The sequence below is a fragment of the Pararhizobium sp. P1_E7 genome (genome assembly GCF_056405855.1).
Window position 1 is genome coordinate 13,013 of record NZ_JBFUBH010000010.1, and the last position, 22,699, is coordinate 35,711.

At 60.2% G+C, this 22,699-nt stretch carries 15 protein-coding genes; 8 read left to right on the forward strand and 7 right to left on the reverse strand.

Translation table 11 applies throughout. From position 1 onward, the window contains the following. Positions 1-33: 33 nt before the first annotated feature. The 5 genes from AC1D17_RS13240 to AC1D17_RS13260 form a co-directional block, all read right to left on the reverse strand. Complete coding sequence (locus tag AC1D17_RS13240) at positions 34-993, reverse strand: 2-hydroxyacid dehydrogenase (protein WP_477565861.1); 960 nt, start codon at positions 991-993, stop codon at positions 34-36. Between the two features lie 11 nt (positions 994-1,004). Next, positions 1,005-2,210: an aminotransferase class V-fold PLP-dependent enzyme gene (locus AC1D17_RS13245; protein WP_477565862.1), complete on the reverse strand. Its 1,206-nt coding sequence runs from the start codon at positions 2,208-2,210 to the stop codon at positions 1,005-1,007. A gap of 111 nt (positions 2,211-2,321) precedes the next feature. Further along, positions 2,322-3,188, reverse strand: coding sequence for a formyltetrahydrofolate deformylase (purU, locus tag AC1D17_RS13250; RefSeq protein ID WP_264223994.1), 867 nt, complete (start codon positions 3,186-3,188; stop codon positions 2,322-2,324). Further along, the gene (locus AC1D17_RS13255) at positions 3,185-4,141 is read right to left on the reverse strand and encodes a methylenetetrahydrofolate reductase (RefSeq protein WP_477565863.1); all 957 of its coding nucleotides are present in this window, start codon (positions 4,139-4,141) and stop codon (positions 3,185-3,187) included. The genes purU and AC1D17_RS13255 overlap by 4 nt, the downstream gene beginning before the upstream one ends. Before the next feature lie 87 nt (positions 4,142-4,228). Further along, positions 4,229-5,488 (reverse strand): aminomethyl transferase family protein, encoded by a 1,260-nt coding sequence (locus AC1D17_RS13260; protein ID WP_477565864.1) that lies wholly within the window; start codon positions 5,486-5,488, stop codon positions 4,229-4,231. A gap of 476 nt (positions 5,489-5,964) precedes the next feature. On the opposite strand from AC1D17_RS13260, the gene AC1D17_RS13265 reads away from it, so the two are divergent. From AC1D17_RS13265 to AC1D17_RS13275, 3 genes are all read left to right on the forward strand, one after another. Continuing rightward, positions 5,965-6,147 carry a hypothetical protein gene (locus AC1D17_RS13265; RefSeq protein ID WP_477565865.1) on the forward strand — a complete coding sequence of 61 codons (183 nt, stop codon included), beginning with the start codon at positions 5,965-5,967 and terminating at the stop codon, positions 6,145-6,147. 209 nt (positions 6,148-6,356) lie between these two features. Then, entirely contained in the window at positions 6,357-6,743 is a 387-nt protein-coding gene (locus AC1D17_RS13270; RefSeq protein WP_477565866.1) for a hypothetical protein, read from the forward strand. Positions 6,744-6,902: 159 nt separating this feature from the next. Beyond that, positions 6,903-7,163, forward strand: a complete 261-nt coding sequence (locus AC1D17_RS13275) for a hypothetical protein (protein WP_477565867.1) — start codon at positions 6,903-6,905, stop codon at positions 7,161-7,163. A gap of 254 nt (positions 7,164-7,417) precedes the next feature. Here the strand turns inward: AC1D17_RS13275 and AC1D17_RS13280 are convergent, their stop codons facing one another. Continuing rightward, entirely contained in the window at positions 7,418-8,605 is a 1,188-nt protein-coding gene (locus AC1D17_RS13280) for a polysaccharide biosynthesis/export family protein (protein ID WP_477565868.1), read from the reverse strand. A gap of 412 nt (positions 8,606-9,017) precedes the next feature. On the opposite strand from AC1D17_RS13280, the gene AC1D17_RS13285 reads away from it, so the two are divergent. The 5 genes from AC1D17_RS13285 to AC1D17_RS13305 all read left to right on the forward strand — a co-directional run bounded on the left by AC1D17_RS13285 (position 9,018) and on the right by AC1D17_RS13305 (position 21,917). After that, positions 9,018-16,604 (forward strand): SDR family NAD(P)-dependent oxidoreductase, encoded by a 7,587-nt coding sequence (locus AC1D17_RS13285; RefSeq protein ID WP_477565869.1) that lies wholly within the window; start codon positions 9,018-9,020, stop codon positions 16,602-16,604. Then, on the forward strand, positions 16,601-18,016 hold the full coding sequence (locus AC1D17_RS13290; protein WP_477565870.1) for an aminotransferase class I/II-fold pyridoxal phosphate-dependent enzyme: 1,416 nt from the start codon (positions 16,601-16,603) through the stop codon (positions 18,014-18,016). Before AC1D17_RS13285 ends, AC1D17_RS13290 begins: the two co-directional genes overlap by 4 nt. A gap of 43 nt (positions 18,017-18,059) precedes the next feature. Next, positions 18,060-18,860, forward strand: a complete 801-nt coding sequence (locus AC1D17_RS13295; protein WP_477565871.1) for an SDR family oxidoreductase — start codon at positions 18,060-18,062, stop codon at positions 18,858-18,860. Between the two features lie 146 nt (positions 18,861-19,006). Continuing rightward, entirely contained in the window at positions 19,007-20,587 is a 1,581-nt protein-coding gene (locus tag AC1D17_RS13300; protein WP_477565958.1) for an LTA synthase family protein, read from the forward strand. A gap of 31 nt (positions 20,588-20,618) precedes the next feature. Then, positions 20,619-21,917 (forward strand): capsule biosynthesis protein, encoded by a 1,299-nt coding sequence (locus AC1D17_RS13305; protein ID WP_477565872.1) that lies wholly within the window; start codon positions 20,619-20,621, stop codon positions 21,915-21,917. Here the strand turns inward: AC1D17_RS13305 and AC1D17_RS13310 are convergent. Continuing rightward, positions 21,898-22,614: an acyltransferase gene (locus AC1D17_RS13310; protein ID WP_477565873.1), complete on the reverse strand. Its 717-nt coding sequence runs from the start codon at positions 22,612-22,614 to the stop codon at positions 21,898-21,900. The two genes, AC1D17_RS13305 and AC1D17_RS13310, sit on opposite strands and share 20 nt — an antisense overlap. Positions 22,615-22,699: the final 85 nt, after the last annotated feature.

Consider the following 22,699-nt stretch of genomic DNA (forward strand, 5'->3'; position numbering starts at 1 on the left):
ATCGATTGAAGTTCAATTGCAGAGTCGGGAATCTCAATTCACCGCATCCGGCGGTCGGCGTCCGTCAAAGAACGCCAGGAGATTGTCGATCACCCGCATGCCCATGGCGACGCGCGTCTCGCTGGTCGCGCTTCCAAGATGCGGCAACAGCACGACGTCCTGACGTCCCGTCAGCGTGGTGGGCACCGCCGGTTCTGTCTTGAACACGTCCAGTCCGGCGCCCGCGAGCACCCCCTTGTCAAGCGCCTGTACCAGCGCCTCTTCGTCGACGACATCGCCCCGTGCCGTGTTGATGAGGAATGCCGACGGTTTCATGCAGGCAAGGCGTTGCTGATTGATCAGGTTGTAATTCTCACCACCTCCCGGGCAATGCAGCGACACGAAATCTGCAGCGGCCAGGACGTCTTCCACGGTGGCCATTTGTCGAGCCCGCATGCCGGGATCTGCAACCGGATAGCTGTCGAAGAAGACCACGTCCATCCCGAACCCGAAATGACAGCGCCGTGCCATTGCCTGGCCGATACGGCCCATTCCGATGATCCCGATGGTCTTGCCGGTGACCTGGGTGCCGCAGAGATGCGTCGGCCGCCAGCCGGTCCATCCGCCAGATCGCACCTCCCTTTCGCCCTCTCCGGCACGACGGGCACACATCAGGAGCAGCGTCATGGCAAGATCGGCCGTGGCATCAGTCAGCACCGCCGGGGTATTCGTCACGACCAGCCCCCCCAAGCGTGCCGCCTCGATGTCGATATGATTGAAGCCTACACCGAAATTGCCGAGTATTTTCGCCCGGACGCCCCCCTCGAAAAGATCGGCACCCAGCCGATCCGTCACTGTCGGCAGCACGGCATCGGCCTCAAGCAAAGCCTCTCGAAGCTCCTTTTGCCCTAAGGGCCGGTCCGCCTCATTGAAGGTCACGCTGAATTCGGCCGCGAGGCGGGCTTCGACTTCGCGCGGCCAGCGCCGCGTTACAATTACCTTGGGCTTTGTCATCTGTTCCCTCCTCATGCCGCACGTTCACGGTGCGGCTGGGCGCTCCGCGTGATTTCGGCCCGGTACCATTCCTGTGCTGCGGCAACACCCGAGCCAGCTTCGATCCGCGCGCCGGCATCACGAAGGGACATTTCCGCCGCAGCGAGCGCCGACAGGCACATGACCTCGTTGAGATCGCCGAGATGCCCGATCCGGAAGACCCGGCCCGCAACCTTGCTGAGCCCGGCACCGAACGACGTTCGATATCTGGAGTAGCCGTTGGCGATGACATGCCGCGCATCGACATCATCGGGAACAACGATTGCCGAAACCGTGTCGGACCACCATTTATCTTCCCTGGCGCAGAGCCTCAGCCCCCAGGCATGCACCCCCCGGCGAACACCCTCGGCGAGACGACGGTGGCGCGCGATCACCGTTTCCAGCCCCTCGGCGAAGATGAGATCGAGCGATGCCCTGAGGCCCAGCAACAACTGGGTCGGTGGTGTGTAAGGAAAGTAGCCAGTCGCAGAAGGCGCCTTCATGTCCTCGAAACTGAAGTAGCAGCGTTCCATGCGCGAATGCCTGTGCGCGTCCAGCGCCTTTTCGCTGACAGCCAGGATGCCGAGCCCCGCCGGCAGCATCAGCCCCTTCTGCGAACCGGTGATGGCAAGGTCAACGCTCCATTCGTCCATGCGGAAGTCGATCGACCCGATCGAACTGACGCCGTCGACGAAGAGCAACGCGCCGTGACCAGCGTTATCCAGAGCCGCGCGCACACCGGCGACGTCAGATGTAACGCCCGTCGCAGTCTCGTTGTGCGTGACGAAAACCGCCTTGATCTGACCATCCTTGTCGGCGCTCAAACGCCGCTGATATTCCTCGACCGGCACACCCTCGCCCCATTCTGCGTCGATACAGTCGACGTTGAGGCCGAGCCGCTGGGCCATGTCGACCCAGAGATGCGAGAATTGCCCGAAGCGCGACATCAACACCCGATCGCCGCGGTTGAGCGTGTTGGAAATAGCCGATTCCCAGGCGCCTGTGCCCGAACCAGGAAAGATGAAGACGGTGCCGGTCTCGGTCTTGAATATCCGCTTCAGATCCGAAAACAGCGGCAGCACGAGTTCCGGGAAGTCCGGCGCGCGCATGTCCTGCATCGGCACGTTCATGGCCCGGCGCACCGCGTCGGGGATATTGGTCGGACCGGGCACAAAAAGATGCGTAGTTCCATTCTTCATCACGTATTCCTCCCAGGTGATGCGACGATGCACGACGATCGGTGATCGTCTCCCGTCTATGCCCCCATGGCCGGGCGAGCTTGGCTTCACTGTCTTCGATCGATGCCGCGTCTACGCGAATACGACCGTCTTTCGTCCGTTGAGCATCACGCGACCCTCGACATGCCGCTTGACGGCACGCGCAAGCACGCGGCTTTCGATATCGCGGCCCGCGGCGACGAAGTCTTCGACGCCCATGGCATGCGTCACCCGCTCGGCTTCCTGTTCGATGATTGGCCCTTCGTCCAGATCGGCGGTGACATAGTGCGCCGTGGCTCCGATCAGCTTGACGCCGTGTTCGTGGGCCTGGTGATAGGGCCGCGCACCCTTGAAGCTCGGCAGAAACGAGTGGTGGATATTGATGACCTTGCCGAACAATCGCCCGGCCAGATTGTCCGAGAAAACCTGCATGTAGCGCGCAAGGACGACGAGATCGGCGCCGGTGTTTTCGACGACGGTCAGAATTCTCTCCTCCTGCTCGGCTTTGTTCTCCTTCGTCACCGGCAGGACGTAATAGGGAACACCAGCCCACTCGGCCGTTTCCCGGCTATCCTCGTGGTTGGAGATGATTGCCACGACCTCGGCGTCGAGCCACCCGACACGGATCTGATACAAAAGGTGCAGCAGGGCATGGTCGAACTTGGAGACCATGATCACCATCTTCGGCCGTTGGCCGCGATCAAACAGTGCGCTCTGTATGCCGAACTGCTCCATCACCGGCCTCAACCCCTTTTCAAGCGAGGCTTTCGACGCCCAGGCGGGGACCGAAAAGGCGATGCGCATGAAAAAGCTGTTCGAAGCCCTGTCCCAATGCTGGTTGCTCTCGGTAATATTGGTGCCGAGGCTGGCGAGCTGCGTCGTCACCGCCGCTACGATACCGGCACGATCGGCGCAGGAAAGCGTCAGCACGAAGGATTGCATCGTCGCCGCGCAGTTCATCGGTCGATCGCCCGCTGCCCGCGCGCCTCCTGATAATCCCCAAACCAGGACAGCGTCTTCTCCCATCCGCCAAACGGGAAGAAATGAAGGTGCACAGGCGCTGTGGGTTCGGGGTAACTGGCAGCCATCGCCTCGAGAACCTCGGCGGGATTGCGATCGGCGATGATATTGAAGAGGCCGCTTGCAGAACGCCTTAGTGCAGCGATCGACGGCCCAACCCCGCACATCATGGAAAACCGGATGAGCTTGGTCAGGCTGGTGACACCGGCCAACCCGACATGGACAGCAAGCCCCGGATACTCCCTATGCAGGCTCTCCGCCCAAGCGCCGATCATCCTTCCGTCAAAAGCGAACTGTGAAGCGACACGGATTTCGAGCGAGCGATCTCTGCAAATATCGACCTTGCGTCTCAACGCGTCCTTCAGACCGATTTCGGCGATGTTGGGATGCCCCTCGGGATAGCCGGCGACGAAGGCCGTCTTGATCGTGCTGTCTTTCAGCACCGGATGGGCAAGGAGTTGCGCCGACTCGCCCATCGGCCCCGCGAACAGCGGCGGATTGCCACCCAGAAACAGCGCTTCGGTGATACCGTTGCGGCTGTGGGCAGAGATGAGCTCGACAAAGTCTTTCTCGGTCTTGAAGTTGCGTGCGCCAAAGTGAGGCACGGCGACATAACCCATTTCCTGTATGCGCAGGGCCGCTTCGACCTGTAGCGCCTCCGGCTTGCCGGTAAGATGGGTCAGGAAGACGCGCGAGCCGCGGGGAAAATGTTCGGCTCGCGGCGAAAAATTGCGTACCTGCTCAGGAGCAAGCTCGATCGACGCATCGGCGTGGGCAGTCCAGGTGGACAAGACCGGCCCGTCGACGAGAGTTTCGCTGGTTTTTGTCATGGTCTTCCCTGGGGTTCGATAGACATGCCTGGGCCGTTCGTCGCCATCGCTGGCGGCGTTCAACACTCCGGATCGACCGGGCGGACAGACCGCCCGGTGCATTATTTGGGGGAATGCGACGACGGGAGCGCCATCGTCAGGAACAACGTCTTAGCCGTTTGCCGCGCGCCGGAGCGACAGGAAAGGCAGATCGACAATGCGCGCACCGACGTCGATCGTCGTGCCGTCCTTGTTCCAGCGCAGGGTTAGCTGCGTTCCGGTTTCGGCGACATCGCGGCGCAAATGGCCAAAGCCGATCATCTTGCCGATTGACGGCGCCCAGGCGACGCTGCTGGCATGGCCAACTTCCGCGGAACCGTGGAACACCTGTACCGGATACCAGCGTACCCGACGAAGATTGCCTGGCGTGCCGCCCTCGAGACCGGCGCCGCCGGCCGCCTGCGACCAGTCGATGTCGAGCCCGACAAGCTGGCGGTGGTCACCCGTGCTCGACATGCGCTCAAGCGCTGCCTTGCCAAGGAAATCGCCCTTCTTGAGGTCGATCAACCGTCCAAGGCCAAGATCGAAGGGAGAAGCCCGGTATTTTCCGGCGGCCTGGATACCCGCACCGCCGTCATCCGGCCCCGCGCTGGTGTAGTCATAGCCGACGATCAGCAGACCGGCTTCGAGCCGGGCAATGTCCAGTGCCCAGGCGCCTGCGGGAAGAATGCCATGGGGCTTGCCTGCCTCCTGCACCGCGTCCCAAACGGCGACACCGTCCTCGGCCTTGACCCAGAGTTCGTAGCCGTGCTCGCCGGTGAACCCCTGGCGCAGGATCTCCACTTGCCTGCCGGCGATCGTGACGACGGCAAGACGGGAGAAAGGCAGCTCCTCGAACCCGGCCTGCGTGACCGCCTGAAGAACTTCGCGGGAACGCGGTCCCTGCAACGTGAGAATGCCATAGGCCTCGGTAATGTCTGTTACCTGGACATCGAGGCCGTTGGCATGCTGCTTCCACCAGGTGAAGCCCGGATCGGCGGACACGCGGAACGTGGTTTCGTCCATGCGGAAGACAAGGCCGTCACCGACGACGTGGCCGTTTTCATCGCACCAGGGCGCGTAGTAGATCTGCCCGATCTTGAGCTTCGTAATGTCGCGCGGAATGAGCGTGTCCATCAGCTTTTCTGCATCCGGGCCTGCAATCACGTATTTCGACAGCGGCGACATGTCGCCCATGGCAACCCTGTTGCGGATCGCCGCCAGCTCCTCGACCATGTCAGAATAGGCATCGACGACCATGTTCCTGTCCCAGCGCATCCAAAGAGCGTTCTGGTTCAGCGGAGCGGTCCGCTCGACGAAAGGTGTGCCACGAAACGCAACCCGGGCGCCCGCCACTGCCGACAGTCCCGTCGTGAATTTTATATCGTTCATGCGATTAATCCTCTCCACCGCGATTTCGGCAGCCAACTCAGCCGTAGCTGCTGACTTCCCTGCTATGTGGAGAAGCTTTTCATATCGGACCCAAATCGGACATGCCTCCGATTGCCGACCACATACCCGCAGTTCAGCGACACCGCGTGCCGCGAGTGGACGTGAGGTTATCCCGACATTACGTTTTTGAGGCCAAAAAGGTATCCGGGAGTGTCCCTTTCGCCTGCAACGAGGGTAGAGCTGTCGTGCGCGATGGCTCGCAGGACCACCTGCGCCCTTCTGTCAATCTGTCACGCGGCGTCAACTCCGGTTGTCAACCGCGTCAACGAGCCAAGCGCGGATACCCCAACGCAATAGCGTCTTGACTCCCGACCGAAATGAGAACATAAAGTGAACAAATGAAACTGTGCAGGCCGGCAAACGTCGTGCCGTTGCCCGGCAGGATCATTCCGCCATCTAACCTTTGAGGGTAAGACATGAGCCATGTTGATGAAATTACGGCGCGGACGCAGGCGGTTCTGGCGCGGTCGAGAGCATTCCGGGAGCGTTCGCAAGCGATGCGCGAGGAGCACAAGGCTCTGATCGAGCGCGCCTCGATCAAGTCGGGCCAGCTTCATTTCGTCTTCCCCTCTTCCAACGCGGAAAGGCCAAAGCACTAGGGAACGCCGTGTGTTCCCCGATATCGCTTCCTTGAGCGGAGGAAGAGAGCATGTGCGATGCTGACAGCCATGACTGTGCACCTTACCGCCCCTTCGTCTTGAACGCTTGCTGTGCCGTCCAGCTGTCATGATATAGTGCATGGATATTGATTGCGGGCCGGTGCCGGTCTACTGAGGGCCGCATTGAAATAAGATACCGGGTTCCGATAATGGCAATTTCCGATTTGATCCTGCAGCTCCAGCACGCCAAAGAACCCAGCAAGGAACTCGATATCTCCATCGGGATCGTCATGGGTTACAAGCGTCATGTGAAGACGGACAAGGGGAATGACACAGAGCAGGAGCGAAAGGTCGTCTGGCTCTATCCCAACAATGGCAACGAAAGCAGCCTGCCGGCATTTACCGCCCTGATCGACGACGCCTATCTGCTGGCGCAAAGCCTCGCGCCAGGCTGTGTTGGCGGGGTCAGCTGGGATTCACAGGGCGGGACGGCCAAAATCGACGACGGGCCGTATTTCACCGCCCATACGCCGGCCCTGGCGCTGTGCATCGCCGCGCTCAGCGCCAAGCTCCAGAAGGACCCGGAAGCCAAATAGACTTTTCCGTCGTGATGCCTGGAGTGCGAAAACAAACCCCGCGCCAGAATCAGCATCCGAGCCCGACCAAGATGAACGGAACGACGAAACGCCCAGACTTGCAAGCGCTGCCGACCATATGGCATGCTCTCAGTAAGCGCCCTTGCGGAGTAAGCCCTGATGAAATCTCTCGTTTTCCTGAGCGCAGCCGCGCTGATGCTTGCCTCGTGCACCACGCCGGACGTTGAGCCGATCCCCGGCAGCATCACCTATGGCGGCCAGCCGCGCACCAAACTGACGAAATCGCCGGTCGGCAGCGTCGTCCACAATTCGTTCCGCACCGTTACCGGCGTTGCCTATGAGACCTATGTCATTCAGCCGGACCGTTCGYTGAAGCTTATCCGCCGCGAGATCCGCAGCGACTTTTTCGATCAGAATTGAGACCGCGCCAACGCCGCATATTGCATAATTCCTTAAACCGGAATCGGTTTAAGGAGAATTGTACTGCAAATGTAAATGGCTACAGCGATCTTCGCGCATCATGACGCCATGCGCCTTCACCTCGAAAGCTCCCGCAACCGGCTGTTCGAAGACGGCATGTTGGACCTGTCCTTCTGATCAGATGGAAAAGAAAAAGCCAGCGCTCCGTTTGAACGCCGGCTCTTCGCATTCACAAAAGGCGGTCGATAAACCGATCAGTTCTCGAGGTCTTGAACATCCTGCGCGATGTTGGTGACGCCATTGGCGACGCCGATCGGCCGGGCCACAAACGCCATGAATTTTGCAATATCCACGGACGGATGGCGCGATGCGTAGATAACGTCGCGGCTCTTGACCGGGAATGTCTGTCCGACGATCAAGCTGTCGGGCTGGGTCATGTTGAGGCGGTAGACGATTGGATAGCGTCCAACGCTGTCCGGGGCCATGCCCTTGCGCAGCATCGTGTTGAACCTTTCGGTTCCCAAAAGGCTCATGACGACATCGGGCTCTTCATAACGGAAGACGAAATAGCCCTTCGCATCGATGGTGGTGTCATCACCGCCGCCGGCAAGCGCCACAGCTTCCAGCAGATTGAGCTCGCTGGCGCCGAATTCGACCCGTTTGTTGATCCTGGTCGAACCGAGAACCGTGAAGGTGCGCGGATCGCGCGTCACGAAAATCTGGTCACCGGGCTGGACGTGAACATTTTCCGACGGATTTTCGATGATCGATTTCATCAGCGCGGTGCCGGTTTTCTTACCGCGAACCAATGTAACGTAGGTTTCATAAGGCTGTGCGACCGGGCCGCCCGCCTTGGCAATGACTTCGTTGATCGTTTCGCTGACCAGGCTCAGAGGCACGACAGAGGCGTGGCCGACCGCACCCGAGACGGTGACGTTGCGCGATGCAGTTGCAAGGCTGGTGACGATCACATCCGGCTCGACAGCCTTTTTCACAAGCGCATCGAGAATTGTCTGGCGGGCCTGCTCCAGGGTCTTGCCCGCGAACTGGACCGGGCCGACATAGGGGATCGTCGCCATGCCATTCGGCTGCACGATCAGATCCATGTTCGTCTGCTTCGAATCCGTTGTGGAAAACAGACCGTCACTTCCGGCCTCGAAGATGGTGACCTTGAGCGCGTCGCCGACGCCGATAACAACACGGCCGACACCGCCACCGATGCCGAAGCGGCGATTGAGCGCTGTTGCCACATAGTCGGAGACGAGCCGCGCTGAACGGGCATCCACATCGACAATATCATAGGCAACTGTGTTTTGCCGGCCAATTTCCTGCGCCGAAAGACCGGCATCCTTGGTAATTGCGGAAGAAAGCGGGCCCTCGCCCGGAACTGCCTGACATCCCGTGAGAAGGGCGCAAATCAGGATTGCATTCAAACGGCTCAATTAACGCACTCCGAAATCGACCCTATCGGTATTTGAACTACCAACGGTGCCGCTGCATTTCTAACAACCGGAATCCCGATCGCCCCTTGAAAAGCACAATCGTTGTCCCACAACAAGCCACTCACAGACACATCCGCTCAAATAATTGGCAAGTGCGCCTTTCCGGCCATAGGTTCTCCACAACGGTTACGACCTGTCTTGATAATTGTCTTGGACCGCAACTCACCGCGTGTATGTTCCCACGAAAGGGTTGAAACCTCGTGAACATGATTTTAAAAACGGGACTAATATAGCTGACACCGAAGAAATGACGGGCCCCCTCCCCTGATCGGGGGAGAAGTTCCAATTGCTTTTTCGCGTATCAAGTGCAATCAGCAAGATATTCACAGCAGCTCAGAGCGTTCGATAAAGTATGACAGTTGAAATCATAGGGCGTGCATGTCTCGCCCCGGGAGCAAATTCGCCGCAGGCGTTGTTTCGAATTTTGCGTCAGGGCAAATGCACCGTCACGCGTATTCCGTCCGATCGTTGGGACCTTGCCCGCTTTTGGCACCCTGTCATTGGCAATCAAGGCAAGACCTACTCCTTCGCCGCCGGCGTGCTCGACAGTATCTATGACTTCGATCCGGCGGCCTTCGGAATGTCGCAGCGCGAAGCCATGTACATGGACCCGCAGCAGCGGGTTTTGTTGCAACTGGCCTGGCGCGCTCTGGAAGATGCCAATATTTCCATCCCGACGCTGCATGGTGAAAATGTCGGCGTCTATATTGGCGCATCCAGCCTTGACCACGCCAACCTGACCGTCGAGGATCCGGCTGCCGCCGGTCCTTATTTCATGACGGGAAACACGCTCTCGATCGTTTCCAACCGTATTTCCCACATTTTCGGCCTGAGCGGCCCGAGCATGACGGTCGATACCGCCTGTTCGTCATCGCTGGTTGCGCTCGATCAGGCCATGCGCGCGCTGAACGCGGGCGAAATTGACACGGCCATTGTCGGCGGCATCAACATCCTTGCCCACCCGCTGCCGTTTGTCGGCTTTGCGCAGGCGCGCATGCTGTCCCCGGAAGGGCTCTGCCGCGCCTATGACAATGACGGCGCCGGCTACGTCCGCGCCGAGGGCGGCGTCGTGTTCGTTCTGCGCCGTTCCGACAGGGCACGGCAGGAAAAGGACCGCAGCTACGCCAAGATCGTTGCGACCGGTGTCAATTCAGCCGGGCGTACCAACGGCATTTCACTGCCGTCGCGCGAGGCTCAGGCCAATCTGTTGCGTTCAATCTATGAGGGCAACAATATCGATGCCAACCAGGTTGCCTTCGTCGAAGGCCACGGGACCGGCACGAAGGTCGGCGACCCCTCGGAGGTCTGGTCAATCGGCACGGTGATCGGCGCCAACCGGCGTGCGCCTGTACCGATCGGCTCGATCAAATCGAATATCGGCCATACGGAGCCGGCGTCCGGTCTGTTCGGCATGCTCAAGGCCGTCATGGCGCTTGAAAACAACTATCTGCCCGCTTCGCTGCATTTCGAAACGCCGAACGAGAATATCGATTTCGATGGGTTGAATGTCCGCGTTACCGCAAACCCGATCGAACTGCTGCGCGGCAAGCGCGCGCGCCTGGCCGGCATCAACTCCTTCGGTTTTGGCGGCGCCAATGCCCACGTCGTCATCAGCGATCCGGATCCGGTTCAGGACGAGCGTAGCCGCAACAACGCCACCGGCCATGTCTTCATGGCAAGCGCCCACACCGTGGGCAGCCTCGAGGAACTGCTGAAGTCGTACAAGTCGACGTTTGCAAAAGCCTCTCAGGACGAGGCGCGGGCCATCATCGCCGCGTCCGGCGCCAATCGCACGCAGATGCGCCACCGTTTTGCGGCCCGCAGCGACCATCCCGAAGATATCATTCGCGCCATTGCCAGCCACCTCGAAAAGCCGGCGTCCGATATCGGCGAAACCGGCGAAGCGGTGACGAAGGATGCGAAGGTTGCCTTCGTCTTCTCCGGCAACGGCTCGCAATGGGCCGGCATGGGGGTCGAGGCCTTCCGCGAAAACCTGCATTTCCGCCAGTGTTTCACCTCTGTGAGTGCACTGTTCAAATTCCATTCGGACATCGTGCTGACCGATCTGCTGACCGATCCGGATCTGGACAAGAAGCTGTCCGATACCAAATTCGCCCAGCCGCTGCTGTTTGCCGTCCAGGCCGCACTGTCGGATTCGCTCGTTGCCATGGGCATCAAGCCGACAGCCGTGTTCGGTCATTCCGTCGGTGAAATCGCTGCAGCCTACGCTGCCGGTGCTCTATCGCTCGTCGATGCTGTCTCGATCGTTGCCAAGCGCTCGCTGCACCAGGATTTGCTGGCTGGCCAGGGCACCATGGCAGCCGCCATGCTCGGCGAAGAGGCTGCAAACGCGTTCGCCAAGGCGCGTGGGCTTGAGCACGTCTGTGTCGCTGCCATCAATGCGCATAATTCGGTGACGATTTCTGGCCCGGCACACGAAGTTTCGGCCTTCCGCGATGCCGCGCGCAAGGCAAAGATCCCGGTCCAGATTCTCGATATCAACTATCCGTTCCATCATCCGATCATCGATCGCGCCAAGAAGGCCTTCCTCGCCGATATCCCGGACATCGCGCCGCGCAAATCGGAGCTTGCCTATCTGTCTACCGTCACCGGCGAGCGGATGGACGGCACGCAGCTTGATCCGGATTACTGGTGGAAGAACGTCCGCGAGCCGGTCCGTTTTCAAGCAGCGACCGAAGCCGCCATCGAACTCGGCTGCAGCCTGTTCATCGAAATTTCGCCGCGGCCGATCCTGTCGTCCTATCTCAAGGAAACCGTCAAGCAGGCATCGATCCCCGGCATGGTCGTTGCGACCTTGCTGCGCGATGCCGGCGAAAAGGGCCAGGACCCCATCTCTCGCGCCATGGCGCGTGCGATCGCCCATGGCGCCGCATTCGACGAGGCCCGCCTGTTCGGCAAACGCAATGCGTTCATCCGCCTTCCGAACCTGCCGTTCGAACAGACCGAACTGCGCCCGGCATCGACAAGCGATGCGACGGACCTGTTTGGCCGCGGCTCCAAGACCCCGTATACCCTGGCAGGCTGGCGAGCCGATCTCAACAGCGGCAGCTGGAAGAACCATATCGACGCACATCTGTTCCCCGATCTCGCGGAGCACATTGTAGACGGCAAGGCCATCCTGCCCGGCAGCGGCTTCATCGAGATCGCCATCTCCGCCGCGCAGCAATATTATGGCACTGCAGAGGTCGACATCACCAATCTGGAGATTGTCCGGCCGCTGGAGCTCGCCGACAACCGGATGATGGAACTTTCGACGATCCTGTCGCCGGAAACCGGCGATATCGAAATCCGCTCCCGCGAGCGTCTTTCGGAAGACGATTGGGCGGTGCATGCGGTGGCAAGAAGCCGCAAACCGATTCCCACCGACGGAATCACCTCCGGGAACCCCTTTGCCGGCCTTGAAAAAACGGCAACCGTGACGCCTGCGAAAGCCTATGAAACGGCCCGTCACTTCGGCCTGGATTACGGTCCACGCTTCCAGCTGATGGCAAAGGCCGTCTCCTATGGCGACCGTTTCATCGACGTCGAGCTGAAAGATCCGGAGAGCGCAGGTAACCCCTTCGTCTCCTACAGCCTCAATCCGATTTCCGTGGATGCGACCTTCCATGGGCTGGTCGCGCTGTTTGACCGCTTTACCGGTGAAGCCGGCGGCGCGCCTTATATTCCGGTGCGCTTCGGCTCCGTGCGGCTGACCAATTCCGGCCTGACCGTCAAACGCGCCCTGGTCGAGATCCAGCGCATCAGCGCCAATTCGATCAAGGCGACGTTCCGCTTCTTCGGCAAGTCCGGAGAAGTCATTGCAACATTCGATGATTGCCGGTTCCGCCGGACCTATCTGCGCCAGCACAAGACGCTGGACATGCTGTCCTTCCACTATGAGGCAGTCCCGTCCGATCGTGCTGCGCCGCTTGCGACGCTGACGAGCCCGAATGCCCTGCCCCTGCCTCTGCTTGCTAGAGCGGACGAGAACGGCATCGACAATACGACGCTTCTGTTCAACGCGGCGATCTACCGGGCCTGCCACGAAATCGCTCTCAAGCTCGGTAAGGGCACGGCCAAGGTCGATACAAGGTCACTTCCCGGCGATTTTGCATTCCGCTGCTTCCTCGCCAATTGCCTCTATGTGCTGGAAGACGCAGGCCTCTGCGAACACAGGGGTGGCAGCTGGAAGATCGCGGCTGAATTTTCGCTTCCTCCCGTCGGCGACATCCTCAAGGAACTCTATGGCGAACGCGCCGAGCGCGCCGTGGAAGCTGTGCTGATCAACAATTCCTACGCTGAAGCGCTTGATCGAATCGACCACCTTTTTGCCTCTGAGATATCGGGCAACGAGGCTGAAGTGACGGCCAAGCCGCAAGGTTTCATCAGCGACGCAACACTCGACCACCAGACGGTTCACTCCGAATCCACCCGCCAGCGCATGGATCTGGTTCTGGCAGCGGTCGAAAAGGCACTCGCCAGCGAAAACGGTAAAGCCGACCTGCGGATTGTCGAAGCAGGCACTGTCTCTGCCGGTTTCACCCGCAAGCTCGCCACGCTGGCTGCAAAATACAGCGCCAGCCTGATCGTTGTCGAACCGCGCGAAAATGCCCAGCGCAATCTGGAGATCGCCTTCGAGGAAGACGCTCATGTCCGCGTTCTGAAGAAGGACGCGTTCGCCACGCTTCCGGCTTTCGATCTCGTTGTCAGCGCGTCGGATACGCTTTTCACGCTGATCGATGAAGACGGTGCCATTCGCAACGCACTGCGCGTCTGCCTGCGTGAAAATGGGGCGCTTGTCGCTGCAGCCAATGCGCCGACAGTGTTCAGCGACTTTGCTTTCGGATTGACCGAGAGCTGGTTTGCCCGCACCCAGGCCGTCGAGTTTCCGATTGGCAAGCTGGCAACGGTCACGCAATGGCAAAAGGATCTGACCGACCTTGGCCTGCGCAACATCTCGGTCGAAGACCGCGAATTGTCGCACGGCAACATCATCACCGTTGAAGCGCAGGGTGGCCAGTTTACCGAGACCACCCAGGCTGCCGACGCGCAGCCTGCGGAGATTGCAAGGCCGGTACTTGTCCTGCATGAAGGCAGCGTTTCGAGCCTGCACAACCAGCTCCCTTCTGGGAAGGACGCTATACAGGCGCCTCTTATCCAGGTTCAGTTGACGGGCGATTTTGAGGCCGACAAGGATAAGATCGCCGAAGCGATCGAGGGATTGAACGAGAAGCCGGTACGGGCGGTCTATCTGTCCGCCCCGACCGCGGCGGACCGCAGCCAGGATTCGGCTGCCCTGCAAAATCGCGTCCTGTCGCTCAGCGCCTTTGCTGAAGCATTGCGCCAGCATTATGCACATGCGGAGCCTGCAGCCGATCAGAGGCCCTGCCTGGTGATCGCTGCTCAAGGTGGCGCACCCGTCACGTTGAGCACGCGCGACAAGGATCTGTCCGGTTCAAGCGTCAATAGCGGCCTGTGGGCATTCGCCCGGGTGCTTCAGAACGAGTATGATTTCCTCGATATCCATTCGCTCGATTTCACCGGGCCCAAGGCCGGAGCTGGCAACCAGCTTGCGGCAGCGATCTCGATGCTGGGCGATACCAGCGGAAACCGCGAATGGCTGCTGGACGGAACCAGCGGCATCCTGTCGGAAATCCGGGCCGTACCCGGCCCGGTCGATCAAAGCTTGCGCAAGACGGCCGATTTCAAGGCCGCGACCATCCGCCAACGTGTCAGCTCTCAGGTCGGCAGCATTGCCTGGGAACAATCCGAAATCCCGCAGGCAGGTCCGGACGATGTCGTCGTTGCGGTCGCTGCAACCGGCCTGAACTTCCGCGACGTCATGTGGGCGATGGGCCTTCTGCCGGAAGAAGCGCTGGAAGACGGCTTTGCCGGAGCAACGATCGGCATGGAGCTTTCCGGCCATGTCGTCGCCATCGGCAGTGGCGTCCGGGATCTTTCGGTCGGCGATGCCGTGATGGCGATCGCGCCCGCGGCATTTTCTACCCACGTGGTCGTTTCACGGTCGGGCGTTGCCAGACTGCCGGAGACCGTCAGTCCCGTTGCGGCAGCGACCGTTCCGGTTGCTTTCCTCACCGCCTATTACRCCATGATCGAACTCGGCCGCATTCGCGCCGGCGAAACGATCCTCATCCACGGCGCTGCCGGCGGTGTCGGCCTCGCAGCCCTGCAGGTCGCCAAGCTTGCCGGTGCCAAGGTGATCGCCACGGCGGGAACGCGCGAAAAGCGGCGCTTCCTGAAGATGCTCGGCGCCGATCACGTCTTTGATTCACGTTCGCTGGCCTTCGTCAACGACATCCATGGTGTCACCGGCGGCGAAGGCGTGGATCTGGTTTTGAACTCGCTGTTTGCCGAAGCCATGGAACAGAGCCTGTCGCTGGTGAAGCCGTTCGGCCGCTTCCTCGAACTTGGCAAGCGTGACTACTACGCCGACAGCAAGATCGGTCTTCGGCCGTTCCGCCGCAACATCAGCTACTTCGGCATCGATGCCGATCAGCTGCTGGTCAACGCGCCAGACCTGACGAAGCGGATTTTCACTGAAATCGGCGCGCTGTTCGAAGAAGGCAAGCTTGTACCTCTTCCCTATCGCGCCTTCGGTTTCGACGAGATCGGCAACGCCTTCCGCCTGATGCAGAACGCCGGCCATATCGGCAAGATCGTCGTGCTGCCGCCTGTTGCCGGACGCGATGAGGTTTCCAACAAGCCCGCTGGGCGCATGTCGGTCGATAGTCTCGGCGTGCATCTGGTCGTTGGCGGCATCGGCGGGTTCGGTCTCGCGGCTGCCAACTGGCTGGTCGACAAGGGCGCGCGCAACATCGCGCTCGCCACTCGCCGCGGCATTGCCGACATCGAGACGCTTGAAGCGATCAAGCGCTGGGAAAACATGGGCGTCTCGGCGACCATTCACGCCTGCGACGTGACGGACGAAGCTGCAGCGGACACTCTGCTGAAAACGCTTCGGCAGATCGGTCCCCTGAAGACCGTCGTTCACGCCGCCATGGTTCTCGATGACGCGCTGATCAACAATCTCAGCCGCGAGCGCAATCGCCCGGTCATCGACGTGAAGGCGCAGGGAGCTGCCGTTCTCGACCGGTTGACGCGCGCCGACGCGCTCGAACACTTCATCATGTTCTCATCGGCAACGACATTGGTCGGCAACCCCGGCCAGGCCAATTACGTGGCCGCCAACGGCTATCTCGAGGGCCTTGCCCGTGCCCGCAGGCTTGAAGGCCTGCCGGGGCTCGCGATCGGCTTCGGCGCGATCGCCGACAAGGGCTATCTGGCGCAGAACACCGAGGTCAACGATCTGCTCTCCAAGCGCATCGGCAAGACGGCGCTGAAGGCACAGTCCGCCCTCGACCAGGTCGAGAGCTACATCCGCTCCGATCCGGGCACCGTCGATGCCGCCGTGGCAATGGTTTCGGAGCTCGATTGGGCGGCAGCGCGCAACCTGCCTGTGGTCCGCAATGCCCTTTTCGAGGTCATCCTGCGAACAGCCGATCAGCATTCCACCGGTGGCGACGGCAAGACCATGGATCTTGTGGCGATGATCGATGGAAAATCAGCGCAAGAGGCCGAAGATATTCTCTATGATCTGGTCGCCAGCGAAATCGCCGCTATTCTGCGCGTGTCGAAGGACACGATTTCGCGCAACAAGATTCTGAAGGAAATCGGCCTCGACAGCCTGATGGCCGTGGAACTGGGGATCAGCTTCCAGCAGAATACCGGCTTTGACATGCCGCTAAGTGGCGTTGCCGACAATACGACTGTTGGCGACGTCGCACGCAAGCTTTATGACAAGGTCAGCAAGCGGGATCACGGCAGCGACGAAGACAGCGAGCCAGCCGACAACAAGATCGTCAACGAGCTCGCCCAGCGCCATACCGGCACCGGCACGGAGAAGGCAGCGAGCCAATGAGCAAGAACGAGGAACGCAACAACGTTTCGAAGATGAACAGCAGCCTGAAGGAAAACCTCGTGGACAAGATGCGCAGCGCGCATCAGTCTTCCGAGCGAAACCGCATGGCACGTTCCGAACGCGACGTTCCTCCCCCGGTCAGGCGCAAGCAGACGCGGTTCGAGGATTTGCCGGAATATAAGCAGGTTCAAACCCAGAAGATTGCCAGTGAGCAGCTGGGTATCGACAACCCGTTCCACCGGGCGCACCAGACGGCAGCCGGTGCAACGACGGTGATCGACGGACGCAAGCTGATCAATTTCGCGTCCTATGATTATCTCGGCCTCAACCGGCATCCGCATGTTCTGGCCCAGGCCCGCGATACCATCAACACTTTCGGCATCTCGGCGTCCGCCAGCCGGCTCGTGGCAGGCGAACGCCCGGCCCACGCCGAACTGGAAGAGCGCATCGCCGCTTTCTACGGCGTCGAAGCATCCGTCTGCTTCGTCAGCGGTTATCTGACCAATGTCACGGCGATCAGCTGTCTGATGGGTCCGCAGGACCTCGTCGTGCATGACGAGTTCATTCACAACAGCGCACTTGCCGGCATCAAGCTGTCCGGTGCCACTCGGCGCCTGTTCAAGCACAATGACGCAAACGACCTGGAACACGTGTTGCGCACGGTTGCCGGGGAATATCGCCGCATCCTGGTGATCGTCGAGGGCGTCTATTCGATGGACGGCGATATCGCCAACCTGCCGGCCATCATGAAGCTCAAGGCCGAATACGGGTTCTGGCTGATGGTCGACGAAGCTCATTCGCTCGGTATTCTCGGCAAGCGCGGCAAGGGCACGTTCGAGCATTTCGGCATCGACCCCCGCCAGGTCGATATCTGGATGGGAACGCTCTCCAAGACGACATCGAGCTGCGGCGGCTATATCGCCGGCAGCGGCGCTCTGGCAGCGGTGCTCAAGGCAACCGCCGGCGGTTTCGTCTACAGCGTCGGCCTCGCGCCCGTCCTGACCGCATCAGCCATCGCAAGCCTCGATATTGTGGAAAGCGAGCCGGAACGCGTGGCGGCCTTGAGACGCAACGGGACCCTCTTCCTGAAGCTTGCCCAGGAAGCCGGCCTCGATACGGGCCTGAGTGCCGGTTTCTCCGTGGTTCCGGTTCTGGTCGGTGACTCACTGCGTGCTGTGCAGCTGTCGAACGATCTCCTTGCCGCCGGCATCAACGCCTTGCCGATCATCCATCCCGCGGTTCCGGAAGGAATGGCGCGTCTGCGGTTCTTCATCACCAGCGAACATACCGAGGAACAGATCCGCGAGACGGTGGCGATGACGGCTGAAAAGCTCAAGGATCTCACCGAGCGGAATTTCGGTCTCGCATCAATCGATGTCCAGCAGATGATGAAGATGCTGGCCTCCCGATAAGTCCGGTGAGCGGCTACTCCATGAACCGGACCGGTCTTGCGGCATGACTCATGTGATCATTACGGGCGGCTCAAGCGGGATAGGTTTGGCGCTGGCACGCATCTATGCGGCACGCGGCGCCCGCATATCGCTATTAGCACGCTCCCTGCCGGCACTCGAGGCCGCCAGGATCGAGCTTACCAAAGACCGTAGCGAAGAAGCGATCCGCATCGAAAGTACCGATGTTGCCGACGAAGATCAGACATTGGCCGCAATCCGCAAATGCGAAGACACCTTCGGGCCCTGTGACATCCTGATCACCTCGGCGGGAATTGTCGAACCCGGACGGTTCGACACTCTGTCGTCCGCTGACTTCAATCGTCAGCTACAGACAAACCTTTCCGGCAGCGTCCATGCGGTGCGCGCTGTTTATGCGGGGATGAAGGAACGGCGTGCCGGCCGGATCATGCTGGTATCCTCCGGCGCGGGCTTGATTGGCATCTATGGCTACACGGCCTATTGTGCCTCGAAGTTTGCCCTGCACGGTTTCGCCGAGGCTCTGCGCTCGGAAGCAAAACCGCACGGCGTCAGCATTTCCGTCTGCTTTCCGCCCGATACCGAAACGCCGCAGTTTTCCCGCGAACTGGAACATCGTCCGCTTGAAGCAGCGGTGGTCATGGGTCGCGTTGCTCCATGGCCCGCCGCTATTGTTGCGGCGCGCATCGCGCGCGCCATCGACAAAGGCCAATTCGAGGTGTTTTTCGGCTGGTCCCTATGGGCGCTCGGGCGTTTGGGCTCTGCGATCAAGCCGGGTCTCAACTGGTGGTTCGACCGGGCCATCGAACGGATAAGCGGCCGGCGCTGAACTGCTTGTATCCGCCGCCAATAGGATTTAATACCAAGTCTCTGCCATTGAGACTTGGTATAAGTGTCGCTCTGTCGCGGGGTGCATGACGCGTCAGCGATGGATGAAAGATCGAAGGTATCCGTTTGGCGTTGACGTCGCTCCACATGCACTACCACCCGGTAACGCTGACTTTTTTCTGCTACGCGCTGGCCTGTTCAGTCATCCTGTTCACGGACAAGTTTGCCTTGCCTGCACGCGAACGCCGCAGACACCGGCCGCCGTTCAGCCGCCGGCGTGCGACTGTTGATATGTTGTCGCGGCTGCCGATCATTGCCCTCGTCTTTGCAGGCTTCTTTGCGATTTCCTGGCGCCCTCTCTATGCGAGCGCCGGCGCCATGAGTTTTTTCGTCATCTTCACCGGCATATCCCGGGCCAAATACAAGTTCATTCGCGAACCTTTGGTCTTTTCGGATATTGCCCTGGTCGCCGACGTATTCAAGTACAAGTCGATCTTCTACGCCAACTCGCTCAATATCGTTTTCTGGGTGGTCGCCTTCCTGTATGTCTTCGGCGTCTCGGCGTTGTACATGTATTTCGAGCCCAGTGTCTTGCCTGCCAGCCAGAAGCTCCTCTGGATCATCCTGATGATCCTGGCCGCCGACCTGCCCTGGATTTTATTGTTCTATGGCCCGGTCAACCGGCCAGTGGCTGATTTCGTGCAACATCTTGTCGGCAAGCCGAATGTCAAGGTCAGCACCATCCGCTTCGGAACCTTCGCGTCCGTCGTCTTCCATTTCATCCTCTGGCTCGGCCGGCGCCGCGAAAAGATCGTTGCCGAACTGCAGGAACGCTTTTTCGCTGCGGTTCAGGACCTGATCGGTCACGACGCCGACAACAAGGCGCCGCTGGTCGTTGTCTGGCAGTCGGAATCCTTCATCGACATGCGCCATTGCGGGGTGGACAGCATCAAGCTTCCGGCCATCGACAGGCTGCAGAAACTTGCCGTGCAATGGGGCCGCCTGGCAACTGTCTTCGAGGGCGGCTACACGCTGCGCACGGAGTTCGCCGTGTTGAGCGGCCTGGTTCCCGACGATCTGCATATCGATGCAAGCTATCCCTACCTGCGGGCGAGCCATTATACCGACGTCGTCTGGCCGACGAAGCTGAAGAATGCGGGCTGGAGCACGCATTTCATGCACCCGTATGACCGGACGTTTTTTCTTCGCCACAAAGCCATGCCGCAGCTCGGCTTCGAAAAGATGACCATGCTCGATGAATTCGAGCACGATCCGGCCCGCGATGGCCCCTATGTCTCGGACGCTGCGTTGACCCGAAAGGTCATCGCCGAGGTGGAAAGCCAGACGGACGACAAGGGCAGCTTTCTCTTCGTTGCATCGATGGCCAACCACGGGCCGTGGGAGCCCAACCGCGTCGAAGGAATGGCCGATCCTGTGGCGATCTATCTCGAGATCCTGCAGCAGTCCGACAAGGCGCTGGGTGAACTTGTCGACCATCTGAACAGGCTCGACCGCCCCGTCTGGATGGTTTTCTACGGTGACCACGCGCCGCTGCTGAAATCCTTTGCCGACCCTTTCCCCGATCCCCGCACCGATTATTTCATCGTGCCCCTGGCAGCCGCGCGCACACCGCAGAATGCTCCGTCGTTTCCGCGTAATGAGGAACCGTGGAAACTGCTGGAAGCGATGCTGAAGCATGCCAATCTGCACAAGGATGATCTGCGATAGTGCCGGCGCTGTTCTCAAAGGTTCGGTGACGATGGCATTGCAAAATGCACCGGAGCGGCGCGTCTTCCTCTTCCTGCAGGGCCCATCCTCGCCGATCTTTGCCAAGATCGCCGATCGGCTGGAGGTCAAGGGTCATGAATGCCTGAGGATCAACCTCAATCCGGGCGACCAGATTTTCTGGCGGCGCAAGGGCGGCTATAATTACCGCGGCCGGGGCGGAAACGCCTGGCATGTCCATGTTGGCGCCTTCATGGATCGGCATGCTGTCACCGATCTCGTTCTGCTGGGTGAGGAGCGTCCCTACCATCTCGTTGCACTCGAAGCCGCCAGGAACCGGAAGATAGCGGTTTCAGTTGTCGAAATGGGCTATCTGCGGCCGGACTGGCTGACGGTCGAACGCGATGGAATGTCGTCCAATTCGCACTTTCCCAATGATCCCCAGCAGATCGTCGAGGCGGCCCGTACCCTTGCCGAACCGGACTGGAAGAGACGTCATACGCAGAGCTTTGCTGCCGAAGCTGCCTATGACCTTCTCTACAATCTGCCGAACGTTTTCCTGTGGTTTCTCTTTCCGCACTATCGCCGCCACGCCCTGTTCCATCCGTTGGCAGAGTATGTCGGCTGGGTGATGCGGCTGGCGGGTGGCAAGAAAAGAAAATTGGATGCAACAATGCGTGTTAAGCGCGCGCTGGCCGGCGACGCCCCATTTTTTGTCTTCCCGTTGCAACTGCAAACCGATTTCCAGCTGCGGTCACATTCGCCCTACAACGATCAACGCGAGGCAATCACCGAGGTGATTACCTCCTTCGCCGCGCATGCCCCGCGCACGGCCCAGCTGATTGTCAAAATCCACCCGCTCGACAACGGGCTCATCGACTGGCGCGCCCATGTCGAGGCGTTTGCAACCGGACTTGGGATTGGCGGGCGCGTGCAGTTTATTGACGGCGGCGACCTGAATGCGCTGCTGGGCAAAACCGCGGGCGTCGTCACGATCAACTCGACCGTCGGCCTCCATGCCCTACAGCTCGGCAAACCCGTGAAGGTGCTGGGAACGGCCGTCTTCGATATTGCCGGCCTCAGCGACCAGACAGAGCTCGATCGGTTCTGGACAGCTCCGGCACAGCCGCAGGGACCGGTCCGGACCGCTTTTTTCCGTCTGCTCGCGGCGGCAATTCAGGTCAGGGGCAATTTCTACTCGGCAACCGGCACGGATGCCGGCGCGGAGGCGATCGCGGAAAGACTGCATAACCGATCGGTCAATCAACCCGGCGGGTTCGTCGACCCGCCCCCGCGCAACAAGCCGTCAAAAATCAGTCTTCGTCCTCATTGACCGGTTCGGCAACGCGCCACGCATCCATTTCTTCCCGTKACCAGCGGTGCTTGCGTCCCCGGCTCCATGTAACATCACGCTTGACGATCGCTGCGGGCGTTCCGGCCAGCACGACGCCGCTTTCGCTGAAAGCCTTGTTAACAAAGGATTTGGCACCGACGATACAATCCTCCGGGATCACTGTCCCCTTGTTCAGAATGGAACCGAGACCAACCCAGACGTGATCGCCGACCACGACCGGCGCGGCCCGGTTAAGCCGCCGGCCGTCTCTTCGCCGGATCAACGCGTGGGCATCGCTGGTGCGCACCTCGATCCCCCGGGAAAACATGCAGCCACGCCCGATGGTGACGTCACAGCGCTCGAGACAGAGGACATAGACTGACTCGAATGTGGTTCCCTCGCCCACGGTCACGGTCTGATTGGACCCCTTGACGATGAACTCGCCCGCCAGACGGCAATTGTCGCCGATCACAATCCGGTTGCCCTGCCCCCGAATGGTTATATGTCCGGTGAAGGAGGATGACCTGGGGAGTTCAATCCGATTCTGGCTGCCATAGAGACGCACTGTCGCAATCAATCGGCCTTTCGCATCGACGGTATTGTCATGTCCCCAATCAAGCTGAATGGCCAAGGGCTTGAAAAAACGAATGCGCGGCAGAGACTTGATATACCGGCGGGCCTTCGCAAAAAAATTCATTATTGAATACCGGGCAGGCCTCGTTCGGGCCGGCGCTCATGCGCTACGGAAATAAACCTTGATGGCTCAGCGGTTCACAGCAAAT

What these genes read in the sequence shown, in the direction of transcription:
- purU (WP_264223994.1), bottom strand. Translation starts at nt 3,188, where the DNA reads ATGAACTGCGCGGCGACGATGCAATCCTTCGTGCTGACGCTTTCCTGC.
- AC1D17_RS13260 (WP_477565864.1), bottom strand. Translation starts at nt 5,488, where the DNA reads ATGAACGATATAAAATTCACGACGGGACTGTCGGCAGTGGCGGGCGCC.
- AC1D17_RS13245 (WP_477565862.1), bottom strand. Translation starts at nt 2,210, where the DNA reads ATGAAGAATGGAACTACGCATCTTTTTGTGCCCGGTCCGACCAATATC.
- AC1D17_RS13265 (WP_477565865.1), top strand. Translation starts at nt 5,965, where the DNA reads ATGAGCCATGTTGATGAAATTACGGCGCGGACGCAGGCGGTTCTGGCG.
- AC1D17_RS13270 (WP_477565866.1), top strand. Translation starts at nt 6,357, where the DNA reads ATGGCAATTTCCGATTTGATCCTGCAGCTCCAGCACGCCAAAGAACCC.
- AC1D17_RS13305 (WP_477565872.1), top strand. Translation starts at nt 20,619, where the DNA reads ATGGCATTGCAAAATGCACCGGAGCGGCGCGTCTTCCTCTTCCTGCAG.
- AC1D17_RS13300 (WP_477565958.1), top strand. Translation starts at nt 19,007, where the DNA reads ATGCACTACCACCCGGTAACGCTGACTTTTTTCTGCTACGCGCTGGCC.
- AC1D17_RS13240 (WP_477565861.1), bottom strand. Translation starts at nt 993, where the DNA reads ATGACAAAGCCCAAGGTAATTGTAACGCGGCGCTGGCCGCGCGAAGTC.
- AC1D17_RS13295 (WP_477565871.1), top strand. Translation starts at nt 18,060, where the DNA reads ATGACTCATGTGATCATTACGGGCGGCTCAAGCGGGATAGGTTTGGCG.
- AC1D17_RS13290 (WP_477565870.1), top strand. Translation starts at nt 16,601, where the DNA reads ATGAGCAAGAACGAGGAACGCAACAACGTTTCGAAGATGAACAGCAGC.